Here is a 13,635-nt window from a genome sequence, read left to right as displayed (position 1 = left end):
GGTGCAACTGCTGCAATCAACTACTGTGAATGACGACACCCGTAGGCAGGCAGCAGATAGCTTAGGGCAAATCGACCCTGGCAATGAAATTGCGATCGCCGCCTTGGTGCAACTGCTGCAATCAACTACTGTGGATGACTCCACCCGTTGGGAGGCAGGATCAAGCTTAGGGGAAATTATACAGAATAATCAGCATCGCATTACGGTAGTCAAAGCTTTAAGTGGTTATTGGCAATTGAATAATGAATACTACGATTTAGCCTGGAAATGCGCCCAAAATATGCATTACCCCAAATTCTATCAAGCTTGGCATCAGCATAATTTTGCTACTCGTGCGATGCGAAATTTAAAGAAAATCTTCCTCACTAGAATAATTTAAGTACTTTTGCAGCAGCAACGTTACAAATGAAGTTCCTGTGATCACAATAGCTTGTCCACTCGTTACGAAGACAGACGCAGACTTTACGAATGTTTGTCTGTTAGCAACAACAGCTTAAGCATTTATTATAAATGGATACTCATTTGCTGCGATCGCGTACTCATTTGTAGCGATCGCTGTCTCATTCATAACTAATACTTAAAATTTAATCTAATAAATTAAGCATTAATTATAAATGGCTACTCATTTGTAACGATCGCTGTCTCATTCATAACTAATGCTTAAAACTTAAGCTAACAAATTAAGCATTAATTATACATGGCTACTCATTTGTAGTGATCGCTGTCTCATTTGCAGCAATTGCTTATGCATTTGTTATAAATGCTTGCATCTTAGTAACAATAGTTTGTTCATTTCTAGCAAATGCTTAAGCAAACCTGATTAATATAGAAGGATTTGCTAGAAATGCTTCTATCTTTGTTGCAAATGCTTAAGTAAAACTTATCAATACAGGAGTTATCGTCACAAATAGCTCCGCTTGTTTTTTTAGGTCATGCCTTTTGCTTGTTAGCTTTAATTATAAAGTTATATCAGTGGCAGTAAACCGCATACCATGCGATCGCCATATTTCAGTAGATGTAGATTGTCTTTTAATCTAAAAAGGAATTCACAATCTGTGAGAAAAAACAATAGAAAAAAGGCTGTCACTCAAGCTATTTCCACAGCTGTTGCTCTGGGCTGGCTAATAATGCAAGTGGAATCAGCAAAAGCTGCTACCTTGGTGGTTAACAATCTCAATGACAGTGGCGTTGGCTCATTGCGAGATATTATCAGCATTGCAAATAGCAATGACGTGGTAGAGTTCTTGTTGGAAAGTCATCCTAGTACAATTACCCTAACAAGTGGGACACTTGCGATACCTGCGGCGGGCTACGCCGGAGCTAAGGATCTGACTATCAATGGCCCAGGTGCTAACTTACTTACCATCAGTAGTAATAATCAATTCCCCGTGTTTGACATTAGCGCCGCGAATGTTACACTTTCTGGGCTAGCGATCGCTGGTGATTTCAATGCTTACGATTCTGGTAATCTAACGTTTATCAATAGCACTGTTAGCGGCGACAATGTGAATATAGATAGTAACCTAACGCTTATCAATAGCACTATCAGCGCCGACAATGTGAAGATAGATAACGCTACTGATAACTTAGGACTTATCAATAGCACTATCAGCAGCAACAATAATATTGAGATTAATGCTAGTGATGTGAGGCTTAGTGATCATAGTCACTTAATTAGCAAGAACAATATTGAGATTAATGCTAGTGATGTGATGCTCAGTGATCATAGTCACCTATTTAGCAGCAACAATATTGAGATTAATGCTAGCCTACTGAGTATCCAAGATAATAGTAACATCGCGACTTCCAACGCCATCAGCAACAGCGGCACTTTAAGTATCTCTACTGCTAATCTTGGCTTAAATAATGACGCGCAAATTAACGCTGGTAGCAATAATTCACAACCAGGAGGCACTCTAAGTATTTCAATCCCTGAGCTTTTATTGAGACGAGTACCCCAACCAAGCGCGATCGCTGGTGATAGCAATAATTCAAGATTAGGAGGCAATATAGCTATCAACGCCAATAATGGTTTCATAGTTGCACTACCCAATGAACCAAGCGCGATCGCTGCTGGTAGCAATAATTCAGGAGCAGCAGGTAGTATAACTGTTACAGCCAGTAGCATTTCGCTGACAAGAGTACCCGAACCAAGTGCGATCGCTGGTAGTATACTTGCTGTTAGTCTGGCTTGGCTGGCGAAGAGAAAGCAAGCAGCATTTAGCAAGGCGAAGGTATAATTACGTCTTAAAATAAATTTGCTAAATAGTTTAAATACGAAGCCCGCTCAGACTTGTCTCTGCGCGGGATAATTATTTTATGGGCAATTACCCAGACATAAGATCAATTTCCTGAAACTAAAATACTTCCAGGAACCTTTATTAAGCCTCAACTTTTACACCCTTCCAGAAGGCGACATAGCCTTCAATATTTTTAGCCTTCTCCTTGGCGCTGGGATAGTACCAAGCAGCATCTTTATTGATTTGCCCATCAACGTCGATACTGTAGTAGCTGGCGACACCTTTCCAAGGACAAGTGCTGTGGGTGTTACTTTCTGTGAAGTACTGCTTGTTAATGGTGTCAGCAGGGAAATAATGGTTGTTTTCCACAACTACGGTATTATCACTTTCGGCTAAAACTGTTCCATTCCAAATTGCTTTCGGCATAAATGACTTTGTAAATAAACTATACACATAACATTTTGACACGATCAGCTTATTTGTAGTGAATTTATAGACTGTGACGCTGACAAGGTGTTACTGCAATACCTGCGGTGGGCTGCGCCAACGCCACCATCGCCAGAGTGCTAAGGGAATTCAAAAGTATTAATTATAATCACTTTTATTTATATATTTAAGAAACAAAAACATTTGCTTCTATCAGAAATATTTCCTAGTATATTGGTATGCAAATTTAATCAGCCAAAAAAGTTGGATTTCGGTTTATAGCCTAAAGCAAAAAATCTCTAGAAGAGAACACGACTATTACATATATGTAAATAATCGCACCTTATAGAGATGCTTGTCACCAAAGGATTTTATGTAGCGTACTTTTGGCTTTTGTGAGTTCTTATTTACTTACTAAATATTCTCTAAGTTTCAAATTTATCATATTTAGTTTAATTTGACTCAGGCATTTGTGTAATTAAAATATCAAGCGCTCAGATGAACTGAGTGTAAGATGTTGAGATTTATAAAACAGTGGACTCTATAACTAGAGAACACTGACTAATTGTAATTTGTTCTAGTTGAGGATAACTTTATGAAACTTACAAACTTGATAAATTTTGCAGATATTATTGCTTGGATTAATTCTATGGCTAAAATCACTAGCCTTCATACAGCCAACAATAACAACAACAGTGGCGCATCAATAAACACAGCCGTCAACTCTGACGTTTTACCTAGCCATTCCACAAATGTTAATTGCCTCAAACCCTTTGATACTGCTTTTCTTGCTTATCATATGATGGGTCTTAATGATTTTGAATGATCTAATACTAATTCTCTATGAAGAAGTGCCAAGCTACCTCAAACTTATAGACGGGTGCATTTAGTGATTTTGTTATGAGTCCTCCATTCCAAATCGAGATTAAAGAGCGCCAAGAAGAATTGAAGAAAGCTCTCAAACATGCCACAGTAGCAAAGAAAGATTACACTCTTCTCTATTGGCTTAACAGTGGGGAGCAGCAGGCGATCGCACCCCTCGTTACACCTCCCACCCCCCGGACTCATGCAATGTTAGTGGTTAGTTAACCCTTAAAGTGCTTGTAGTTTGTTTAAGAAGTTCATCTGTTTTAGGAGTAAGTGAAAGATGTACAACATGCACTGAACAAGGAGCATGGTGAAGGACGTAGTTACTCACACTACCGAGAAATAGTTCCATCACTCCAGAACGACCCCGACGCCCCATCACAATTAGGTCAGCGCCATAACTATGAGCAAAATCACAAATGATGCGACCAGGATTACCAATATTTTGTGTAAATTCCGTAGTTACACCTGCTGCGGTAGCTTGGGCGCAGAAAGATTGCAACATCTGGATTCCTTGATTTTTAAAGGTATCCCACTGGTTTTGGTATAACTCGAAGCTTTGACTGCTCAATCCTGGATAGTAGTCCAAATTAGACAGCATAAGGCCGTAAGGACTACCTTCTTCTTCGGGAGATAAGACATGCAGTAGCATTAAGCTAGCTTGTGTTAACTTTGCTAAACCCAACGCTTCCTGAAAAATCTGTTGCCCTATTTCCGAGTGATCTAATGCAACTAGAATCTTTTTAAACATCATACAGACCTCCGATTTCATTGATAATTGGTTTTTACGGTTTCGGGTTTCCAGATGCTGGATTGTCAAAAATGACCAAACCCGCAACTATGTTTAGTGACTTGGGAATTTTAAATTTATTAAAAGTTTTCGCCCTATATTTATGTTTATAGCAAAACATTTTGACGAACTTGTGAAGAAAATATTTATCTTTAACTATCAGGGAACATCCCGTTTTGGAAGAAACATCTTTGGCCCCTCACCCTAAATTCCTCTCTCAAAGTTGGGAAAGGGGCTAGGGATGAGGACGAATAGGTATTTTCAGTCAATTCGCTGTACTACTTGACAATCGGACTTGAGGAATCAGGGGTGCGTAGCTTGCCGCCGTAGGCATCGCAACACAATTGCAGATACAATTATCAGTCTGTTGGAACGCTTAGGGTTAAAACTTTTATCACTTTGCCTGGTTCAGTGTCTTCCACTGCCAAAAACTCATGTAATTCTTCTATAGTAAGTAAAGCATGGTAAATATTAGGTTCGATTTTATAGACTTACAAAAAAGAGGCGATCGCTTCATTAAGTTGCTTGATTGCTGCTGCTTTATTTATCCCTTGTCCTACCAGTCCATTTTCTAAGCATAAAGCAACCCAATAACCCGCACTCTTTCGCAAAACTGTTGTGTAGAAGTCCATAAATGTGTATTAGTGAGAGAATAGCTGAAGTAATATTTAATTTTGGCAATTATTCACGATCCAAAACTAGCCACTTCTACAGGACGTTCAACAGCTAATTTTGTCCGGTTAGTTTTGATTTGTTCAATTTTGTGAAGAGTTTCAGCAGTTAAATAACTTTCGCCGCAATGAGTACAGGTTATCACTGGTATGTTTTCTATTACTAGCAGGTCTTTACCCTTACCATAGGTTCTAGTAATTTGGCGGATTTTCAGACCTTCACTTCCACAAATATCGCACAACATCTACTGCTTTTCTATTAATAGGGTACATATACAGTAATGATAACAAGCTTTGCAGTTTGACTTAACTTGGCAATGATCTCAAGTTGCCCAGCATCAAGAGTTAAACCTCTAATGCAATATTTCGATTCTGCGGTCACTTTATCTTTTGAAAATATTATTCGCTGGGAATCTGCGGAGTCATCGCACTGGAGAATTTAGAAGTGCGATCACGGCTCAATCTTAAGAAAATATTTAGGTATTAAATATAACTTATTTTTTCGTGTAGCTTTGTACTACAAATTAAATTTATTAAACGCTGAATATGAGCATTACACCTCGCGGAATGAGCGTTACAGAAGCTTATCGGCTCTATCGCTCAGGTAGTTTATTAGTAAATAGAAAGTATCAAAGAAAGCTTGTATGGACGGTTTCAGAAAAAGAAAAATTAATTGGAAGTATTTTAAAAGGATATCCTATCCCATTGATTCTACTAGCAGAACGCCCTCAGATACACGGTAGTGGCAAATATGAAATTATTGATGGAATGCAACGTCTTAATGCAATTTTTAGTTTTATCGAAAATTCGTTTAGTTTTGATGATGAATGTTTTGATATTGAGGAGTTTTCTTATGCTAAACAATTAGCAATTGATAACATTATAAAAATTCCAATTAGCAAAAAAGATGATGGTAAAAAAGTAATAAAGCTACTATCTGGAAAAGAATGTGCCGATATTTTAGATTATCAACTTGCAATAACAGTATATACTGCAATGGCAGAAGAAGACATCACAGAAGTCTTTGGTCGTATTAATTCCAGTGGTAAACACTTAAGTAGCCAAGAAAAAAGACAAGCTGGTGTAACAACTGCATTTGCAGAATTAGTGAGAACAATCTCTATGGAGTTGCGTGGAGACGTTTCAGATAAAGTATTACGTCTTACAGATATGCCAGAAATAAGTATTGATTCACAAAAAAGTAATCAAGGTTATAAAATTAAAGCTGAAGATACAATATGGTGTAAACAAGGAGCCTTAACTGCAAAACTACTTCGAGAAAGCGAAGACGAACAAATGATAGCTGATATTATAGCTTCTATTTTACTCAATGAACCTTTGCCAGTAAGCACCGAACGTTTAGATAGTTTATATGACTTGAGTGGCAAATATTCTCAAGTTTTAGATAGTGCCTTAGCAACCTATGGATTCAAAAAATTAACTCAGGATATAATCACAACATTTGCAGTGATGCGAGAAACAATAGAAGCCTATAGTTCAGAACCTAAGTCTTTACTGCGTGTTGTCAATCCAAATAGTAATAATCCTATCAGAACGGCATTTTACACTATTTTAATGGCTTTTTTCGACCTAGTTATTCGTAAAGAACTTTCTCCTGTTGATCCAGAAGGTATAATGAATGGTCTTCGAGGACTTCAGAGAAAGTTGGATTTAAGTAGTCACTACACAACAACAGAAGACCGTAAAAGCAACATTAAGCAAACTATAGGTCTAATTCAAGATTGTTTTGCTAAAAAAGAACCATCTGCTTTAGGACATGGCGTTGAACTTGTACTTGATCTTGAAAATTCTTTGCGTCGTTCTCGTATAGAAACTTCAAGGTATGAATGTAAGCAAGGGTTACTCGATTTATCTCCAAAAAGAAACCTAAATAAAGATTTACTAGAAAGAATTGTTGAAACTATATGTGGAATAGCAAACTTAGGGTCAGATAGCGATGGATATATTCATATTGGAGTTACTGACTCTAAAAAAGACGCTGATCAAATCGAAATGCAAGATAAGGTAAGACCTATTGAAATTAATGGAAGATATATTGTAGAAATTGATAGAGAAGCAAAGTTACAAAAGCAAACTATCGAGCAATATGTGAGATTATTGACGAATACAATTCAGAATTCTGCTCTTACAGAAACATTAAAGACGCAGGTACTAACTAAGTTTGATACGATATCATATAAAGGTCATTCAGTCATTAGGATTACTATCCCGATCCAAACTGAAGTTTCATTTCTTGGAGCAAAAGCCTTCACAAGGAAAGACTCATCTACAGTTGAGATACAAGGACGTGATTTAATAGCTATTTCTAAGCTTTTTCAAAAATAATTGATTTGAAAGGTGGGCATTGCCCACCAAACTTTAATTATCTACTCAAACTACTAGCTGGCATACCCAAAATATCCTCAAGTCTGGGCATGTCTTCCAACGGAATCACGCGCCCTTCATCCTCAAAACCGAGGATTTGATCAAAGTTCAAATACCGATACAAATCATCGGCAAAAGGCTCAATTCGACTCGCCACAATATCCAAATATTCCTGCACTGTAGGAAGCCGTCCCAGCAGCGCACAAACGGCGGCTAATTCTGCTGAACCAAGATACACTCGCGCATCTTTACCCATGCGATTATTGAAGTTGCGGGTAGAGGTAGAAAACACTGTTGTCCCATCAGCAACTCGCGCCTGATTTCCCATGCATAAACTGCATCCTGGTATTTCTGTCCGCGCACCCGCAGCCCCAAAAATGCTATATACACCTTCTTCTTTAAGTTGGTGTTCATCCATGCGGGTTGGTGGTGAAATCCACAGGCGAGTTTTCACTTCACCTGCGCCTTCCAAAACTTTCGCTGTTGCGCGATAATGACCGATATTCGTCATACAAGAACCGACGAATACCTCTTGCACTGGATCATTAGCAACTTCCGATAATAATTTAACATTATCGGGGTCGTTGGGAGCAGCAACAATTGGTTCTTTGATTTCGTTCAAATCGATTTCAATTATTTCCGCATACTCAGCATCAGCATCACCTTCTAATAACACGGGATTTGCTAGCCATTCTTCCATCTTTGCCACACGGCGCAGCATGGTACGCGGATCATGATAGCCTCGTGCTATCATATTTTTCAGCAGCGCAACGTTAGAACGCAGATATTCCGAAATTGTCTCTACACTCAGCTTAATTGTGCATCCGGCACAAGAACGTTCAGCACTTGCATCGGTGAGTTCAAAGGCTTGTTCAACTTTTAAATCTGGCAAACCTTCTATTTCCAGAATTCGCCCAGAGAAAACGTTTTTCTTGTTCTGTTTATCTGCTGTCAACAAACCTTTTTGAATTGCCACGTAGGGAATGGCATTCACAACATCCCGCAGGGTGACACCTGGTTGCAATTCCCCTTTAAATCTTACCAAAACTGACTCTGGCATATCTAAAGGCATGACACCCAAGGCGGCTGCAAAGGCTACTAATCCAGAACCGGCGGGGAAGGAAATACCCAAGGGGAAGCGGGTGTGAGAGTCGCCGCCAGTTCCCACGGTGTCGGGTAGCAGCATCCGGTTTAACCAAGAGTGGATGATACCATCACCCGGACGCAGGGCGACACCGCCACGAGAAGCAAAGAAATCGGGGAGTTCGTGATGGGTTTGGATGTCAACTGGTTTGGGATAAGCTGCTGTGTGGCAGAAACTTTGTATCACTAAGTCGGCACTGAAACCAAGACAGGCGAGTTCTTTCAATTCGTCGCGGGTCATGGGGCCTGTGGTATCCTGGGAACCAACGGTGGTAATGATGGGTTCGCAGGATGTGCCGGGACGCACACCAGGTAATCCGCAAGCTTTACCTACCATTTTCTGTGCTAGGCTGTAGCCTTTGCCTGTATCAAAGGCTTGCTGAGGACGGGTGAAAACGGTGCTGTGTTCTAAACCAAGTGCAAGACGAGTTTTATCGGTAAGGGTACGTCCGATAAGTAGAGGGATGCGTCCACCTGCGCGAACTTCATCGAGGATGGTGTCAGGTTTGAGGGCAAAGGTGGAAATGACTTCGCCTGCTTCGTTTGTGATTTCGCCTTTGTAGGGATGGATGGTAATTACCATGCCGGTTTCGAGTTTGGTGACATCGCACTGAATAGGCAAAGCACCGGCATCTTCTGCTGTGTTAAAGAAGATTGGCGCGATCGCACCACCTAAAACATAACCCCCAGCGCGTTTGTTTGGCACAAAAGGTATATCATTTCCCATGTGCCACAATACTGAGTTGATGGCAGATTTACGCGAGGAACCTGTACCAACTACATCACCCACGTAAGCTACAGGATGCCCTTTTTTCTTCAGTTCGGCAATGGTTGCCAAGCTTCCCGGTTGCCGTGACTCTAACATCACTAAGGCGTGTAAGGGAATATCCGGGCGAGTTGTGGCGCTTTGGGCGGGTGATAAGTCGTCGGTATTGGTTTCGCCAGGAACTTTAAAAACAGTGACAGTAATCGCTTCTGGTACTGTGGGGCGAAGCGTAAACCATTCAGCTTCCGCCCAAGAGTCAACCACCCGTTTGGCGAAAGGATTGGTTTTAGACAACTCTAAAACATCGTGGTAAGCGTCATACACCAAGAGGATTTTGCTTAAAGCGTTGGCGGCGTAGGCGGAGATGGGTTCCTTTCCTTGTCCGCCCATTACTAGAGGCGTTTCAGACGAGTCTGAAAGAGATACAGTGGGCCATTGCAGCAAATCGATTAAAGATTGCACATTGTAACCACCTACCATTGTGCCCAGCAATTGCACCGCTTCTATGCGCGAAACCAAGGGACTGGTGATTTCCTTTTTGGCGATCGCGGTGAGGAATCCAGCTTTGACATAGGCTGCTGGATCAACACCAGGAGAAACGCGATCGCGCAATAAATGTAATAGTATCTCCTCTTGACCCTTTGGCGGATTTTTCAGTAATTCACATAATTCTGATGTTTGCTTCGCATCCAATGGTAAAGGGGGAATACCGAGTGCTGCTCTTTCGGCAACGTGTTTACGATATGATTCCAGCATTTTTATCTTCTCCATTGGGATGTTCTATCTTTAATTATGAAATATTTTTAGGCAATACTCGGCTATAAAAGTTTAGCTTACTTTTATGATGAAAGCCTTACTGGTAATCGGTTATTAGCAACTTTTTTATACTGAAAGGAAAGTATGAGGCGAAGAGAATTCGCTACTACACAAACATTCGCCCTTGGCGTTCCCGCAGGGTAGGCCACCTCCGTGGACTAAGAGTAAATCAAGAATTTTTAACCCACGGAGGTGGGTTTTGTCTGTATAGTCAAGCCAGTGCGTTGGGCGGCTCCGCCGACTTGTTCGCGCAGCGTCTCCCCTTGGGAGAAGCAACTGGCGTGCGACTTCTAGTCGCCAGGTGTAGTAATAATGAATTAGATTGATTGTTGGTTTAACCAAGTTTCTAAATCAGCAACACTAGAAAAGTCTAGCAATGCTTCTCCTAAATTTTCTAATTGTTCAATCGATAAACCTTGAATTCGCTCGATTAATGATGTATCAATCTCACCAATACGGCGATTGAGTTGACGTATAACTAGACGTTGTTCTCCTGACTGTACAGCTTGTTCTCTGTCTCTTTGATAAAGTGGCTCTAATCGCATAATTAACTCCCTATCATCTGCTTCTAATTCTTGATTTACTCTCAAGTTTTCGCGCAAGTTGTAAACTAATTCAAGAGTTTGTTTCTGGTATGGATGATCTAATGGTAACGCTTGCAACTCGATAATCGCTTGTGACTGCACATTCCCCCTACCTAAAAGCCTCAACCATAACGTTTCCGGTGTTTGAGGTAGTTGGTGTATCGCTATAATTGCTGTTCGCAACGCATCTGGCAGAAAATGCACTCCCGATAACCAACCTGCTTTTTGCATAGTTCCAAAGCTAAACAATCTAGTTTCAGATATGGTTGGTGTAAGAACCCACAATTTGGGAATTTCTGAGTCCTGAAGTTTGGTTTTATTGGCTTTAGCTTCTCGTCGCACAAGAGCCTTGATTTCTAATAATTTGAGAATACAGTCGCATATTTCATCGGTAGAAGCTGGATTGCGGTATGGTTCTATAATTGCAGGCTGTTCAGTAAATCTTCCTAACAAACCCAGTATTTGTATATTAGAACTTTGCTGTTTAGCAGGAGTGAATAAAACATCTATTTCTTTAATCTCTCCTGAGACTTTTTCTGATGCCTTGACTTCTCCGTAATCTTTTAGTAGTTCTTCTAGATAGTCTTTGGCGAATTTATCATGTATAAACCTGGTCATTCAATTTTAAGATTTAGGAAGTTCTGGGTTAATGCAAAGTCTAATTATATAGCAGTCCTGAATCATTCGTAATAAAATAGATCCCCGACTTCTTTGATAAGCCGGGGATCTGCTGGACACCTTTAATTTTCACAGATACTATTCTAAAAAAGTTAAAAGTAGATTCTATAAGCCTTTTGACTTTTGACTTCCGCCTAGCGGTACTAGGCGGTTATTGCATTTTCATGTGATGTTTTATCTGTGTTAGATTTCAAGCGTGTCAATCTGCTTTTACGGATACGTTCGCTGTCTCTAACGCCACCTGCAAGTTCATATTCATTGCTGTTTTTGCCGTACTTGAAACCAACCCCCATCAACATTTTGTCTGAAACCTGACTTAAGTTTTTTTCCATCTCATCCAGCTTTTTTCTAGAAGAGTCAATCATAGCTATAGCAGCGTTATAATCATCAAGTATATTGTGAAAATTGTCTATTAATTGAGTCAGGTTTTGCAAGTTGTGAGTATCATCAAAATTGATCTTTGGATCGATAGCTTTCAACCCGGCAACTCTAAACTCAGCTTTTTCTAGAATCCGGGAACTACGTTTTCTTCGAGTCATAATTTTACACTTTTAAAAGCTTTACAGAGCTATTTTGTCTCAATTAACCTGGATTCTGGTTCAGTAAAAAGCGCATTTTTTTAGTAAAAGTTTTTATTTATGTCCGTGATTTCTCGGAATTTAATCATCAAAGGTTGATTTTCAGCAAAATAATATTATGTTTAAGCAATACACAATAGGGCACAGCATTGCTCATTGGTGTCCAAATAAGCAAAAGTAGGTTAACTGTTAGCTGACTCACCCGCCTGGAACTAAAGTTCTTTGGCTTTTAGCTAAAGTCTACTTCAGTAGACTAAAGATTTTTCGGATTATTTAGTCATCTTTAGATGACTTTCGCTATTAGCAAGGAACTTCAGTTCCTTGTGGGACATGACTTTTACGTTAAGTTGACACTTATGAGCATTGCTGTGTCCCTACAAATCGTTTGTATTCTATGTCAACAGCGATCGCTTTAACTTTAAGCCTTAATGTTCTAGCTCTAAGGCTTTATGTTCTAGCTCTAAGCCTTAATGTTATAACCTGAAGCCTTAATGTTATAACCTGAAGCCTTAATGTTATCACCTTAAGGCTTTATGTTCTAGCTCTAAGGCTTTATGCTGTAACTTTAAGAGTCAACATTGTAACATTGATGACTAAAGTTTGTTGGTGAGTGCAATCATCGCTACATAATGTATATTGTTGATTTACAGCGATCGCAGAGTTGGAAAAAATTTCAATAAAAATGAAAAGCTTATTCTATAAGCCTTTTGACTTCCGCGTAGGCTATTAGTCGGTGATACATTAACAGAGATACTGCCAAAAATTTTATTAGTATGACAACTACTACAAACTCTCGTTATGTTACCCGACAGCCTGATATTTTATCAGGTGAACCGATTATTAAGGGAACTAGAACGCCTGTGAGAGCAATTGTTGAAAATTGGCGTTTAGGTATTAGACCAGAAGAAATTCCGCTACACTTACCTCATTTAACTTTAGCGCAAGTCTTTGATGCTTTGAGTTTTTACTTAGATAATCAAGCAGAAATTAATGAATATATCGAGCGTAATCATGTCCCTGATGAATTAGTCCATCCAGCGATTAAAGCTAGATTAAATCAAAAATGACGATTTTTGCTCAAGTTTATTTTTGCCTTCTTTGAAGAATAAAGGTAAGAAGAAGTCACCGGGACAGATGAGTTTACCTTGGGATAAGCAAAGGGTAACTGAGGATACTGAGGTGCATGAGGTAGCAGAAAAGTTTATTCAGGCAAACTGTTATAACCCCGCAGCAGCGATCGCAATTCCCCCCACTGAATCACCAGAAGCACCCACATCCGGCCCAGCGGCTTTGAGAACTTCGCGGGTTGTACCAAATAAACTATAAAGAGAGTTCATCGCTTCTCGTACCAAACCCTGGTCAACTTCCAAAGGTTGTACAGCAATGCGCGTCACCAATTCCACATAAAGCGACCAAGCCGCCTTCTTTTGTGTGGTGTCAACTTTCCAAGACATCGAACCAATGCCAAAAGGCAGACTTACAGATACAGTCTCTAACGAAACGCGATGCCTAGGTTGGGCTACGCCTACGCGCATATTTATAGTAAGCAAATTTAACTAATTTATTTGTGTATTGTATAGTAAATAATGTTACTAACCTACAAAATGTTCAGAATTAGTTGCTATAATCATCAATCTTTTACCTAAATTTTTATAGTAACATCTGGATATTTTTAACTAATTCAGATAAAC

At 39.7% G+C, this 13,635-nt stretch carries 13 protein-coding genes and 1 pseudogene; 6 read left to right on the top strand and 8 right to left on the bottom strand.

The annotated features are described in order from the left end of the window. Together HWQ23_RS25780 and HWQ23_RS25775 are read left to right on the top strand one after the other, a co-directional pair. On the top strand, nucleotides 1-379 hold a 379-nt coding region (locus HWQ23_RS25780; protein WP_292834720.1), incomplete at its 5' end, for a HEAT repeat domain-containing protein. Nucleotides 380-1,055: 676 nt separating this feature from the next. Continuing rightward, complete coding sequence (locus HWQ23_RS25775; protein ID WP_292834717.1) at nucleotides 1,056-2,240, top strand: PEP-CTERM sorting domain-containing protein; 1,185 nt, start codon at nucleotides 1,056-1,058, stop codon at nucleotides 2,238-2,240. Between the two features lie 141 nt (nucleotides 2,241-2,381). Here HWQ23_RS25775 and HWQ23_RS25770 read toward each other — a convergent pair whose 3' ends face one another. After that, complete coding sequence (locus tag HWQ23_RS25770; RefSeq protein WP_292834714.1) at nucleotides 2,382-2,666, bottom strand: DUF427 domain-containing protein; 285 nt, start codon at nucleotides 2,664-2,666, stop codon at nucleotides 2,382-2,384. Between the two features lie 595 nt (nucleotides 2,667-3,261). On the opposite strand from HWQ23_RS25770, the gene HWQ23_RS25765 reads away from it, so the two are divergent. Together HWQ23_RS25765 and HWQ23_RS25760 are read left to right on the top strand one after the other, a co-directional pair. After that, nucleotides 3,262-3,492, top strand: a complete 231-nt coding sequence (locus HWQ23_RS25765; RefSeq protein WP_292834711.1) for a hypothetical protein — start codon at nucleotides 3,262-3,264, stop codon at nucleotides 3,490-3,492. A 74-nt stretch (nucleotides 3,493-3,566) separates the two neighbouring features. Further along, nucleotides 3,567-3,755 carry a hypothetical protein gene (locus HWQ23_RS25760; protein ID WP_292834708.1) on the top strand — a complete coding sequence of 63 codons (189 nt, stop codon included), beginning with the start codon at nucleotides 3,567-3,569 and terminating at the stop codon, nucleotides 3,753-3,755. On the opposite strand, the gene HWQ23_RS25755 is transcribed toward HWQ23_RS25760, so the two are convergent. The 3 genes from HWQ23_RS25755 to HWQ23_RS25745 form a co-directional block, all read right to left on the bottom strand. After that, nucleotides 3,748-4,284, bottom strand: coding sequence for a universal stress protein (locus HWQ23_RS25755; protein ID WP_292834728.1), 537 nt, complete (start codon nucleotides 4,282-4,284; stop codon nucleotides 3,748-3,750). The genes HWQ23_RS25760 and HWQ23_RS25755 overlap by 8 nt on opposite strands. Before the next feature lie 530 nt (nucleotides 4,285-4,814). Next, the gene (locus HWQ23_RS25750) at nucleotides 4,815-4,955 is read right to left on the bottom strand and encodes a hypothetical protein (RefSeq protein WP_292834705.1); all 141 of its coding nucleotides are present in this window, start codon (nucleotides 4,953-4,955) and stop codon (nucleotides 4,815-4,817) included. 53 nt (nucleotides 4,956-5,008) lie between these two features. Continuing rightward, nucleotides 5,009-5,239, bottom strand: coding sequence for a type II toxin-antitoxin system MqsA family antitoxin (locus HWQ23_RS25745; protein ID WP_292834702.1), 231 nt, complete (start codon nucleotides 5,237-5,239; stop codon nucleotides 5,009-5,011). Between the two features lie 322 nt (nucleotides 5,240-5,561). Between HWQ23_RS25745 and HWQ23_RS25740 the strand changes: the two genes are divergently transcribed. Continuing rightward, a complete protein-coding gene (locus HWQ23_RS25740) occupies nucleotides 5,562-7,340 on the top strand; it encodes a GmrSD restriction endonuclease domain-containing protein (protein ID WP_292834699.1) in 1,779 nt (592 codons plus the stop codon). A 37-nt stretch (nucleotides 7,341-7,377) separates the two neighbouring features. Here HWQ23_RS25740 and acnB read toward each other — a convergent pair whose 3' ends face one another. From acnB to HWQ23_RS25725, 3 genes are all read right to left on the bottom strand, one after another. After that, nucleotides 7,378-10,044 (bottom strand): bifunctional aconitate hydratase 2/2-methylisocitrate dehydratase, encoded by a 2,667-nt coding sequence (gene acnB, locus HWQ23_RS25735; protein ID WP_292834696.1) that lies wholly within the window; start codon nucleotides 10,042-10,044, stop codon nucleotides 7,378-7,380. Nucleotides 10,045-10,421: 377 nt separating this feature from the next. Then, a complete protein-coding gene (locus HWQ23_RS25730; RefSeq protein ID WP_292834693.1) occupies nucleotides 10,422-11,306 on the bottom strand; it encodes a DUF4351 domain-containing protein in 885 nt (294 codons plus the stop codon). A 203-nt stretch (nucleotides 11,307-11,509) separates the two neighbouring features. Next, nucleotides 11,510-11,905 (bottom strand): hypothetical protein, encoded by a 396-nt coding sequence (locus HWQ23_RS25725; RefSeq protein WP_292834690.1) that lies wholly within the window; start codon nucleotides 11,903-11,905, stop codon nucleotides 11,510-11,512. Nucleotides 11,906-12,717: 812 nt separating this feature from the next. Between HWQ23_RS25725 and HWQ23_RS25720 the strand changes: the two genes are divergently transcribed. Further along, the gene (locus HWQ23_RS25720; protein ID WP_181931288.1) at nucleotides 12,718-13,011 is read left to right on the top strand and encodes a DUF433 domain-containing protein; all 294 of its coding nucleotides are present in this window, start codon (nucleotides 12,718-12,720) and stop codon (nucleotides 13,009-13,011) included. A 165-nt stretch (nucleotides 13,012-13,176) separates the two neighbouring features. Here the strand turns inward: HWQ23_RS25720 and HWQ23_RS25715 are convergent. After that, nucleotides 13,177-13,398: pseudogene (locus HWQ23_RS25715) on the bottom strand (hypothetical protein); the annotation flags it as partial. Between the last annotated feature and the right edge of the window lie 237 nt (nucleotides 13,399-13,635).

It is taken from the genome of Nostoc sp. JL33, assembly GCF_017114985.1.
Taxonomy (GTDB): Bacteria; Cyanobacteriota; Cyanobacteriia; order Cyanobacteriales; family Nostocaceae; genus Nostoc.
The sequence above is the reverse complement of the archived record's forward strand: the minus strand, read 5'-3'. Positions and strand labels throughout refer to the sequence as shown.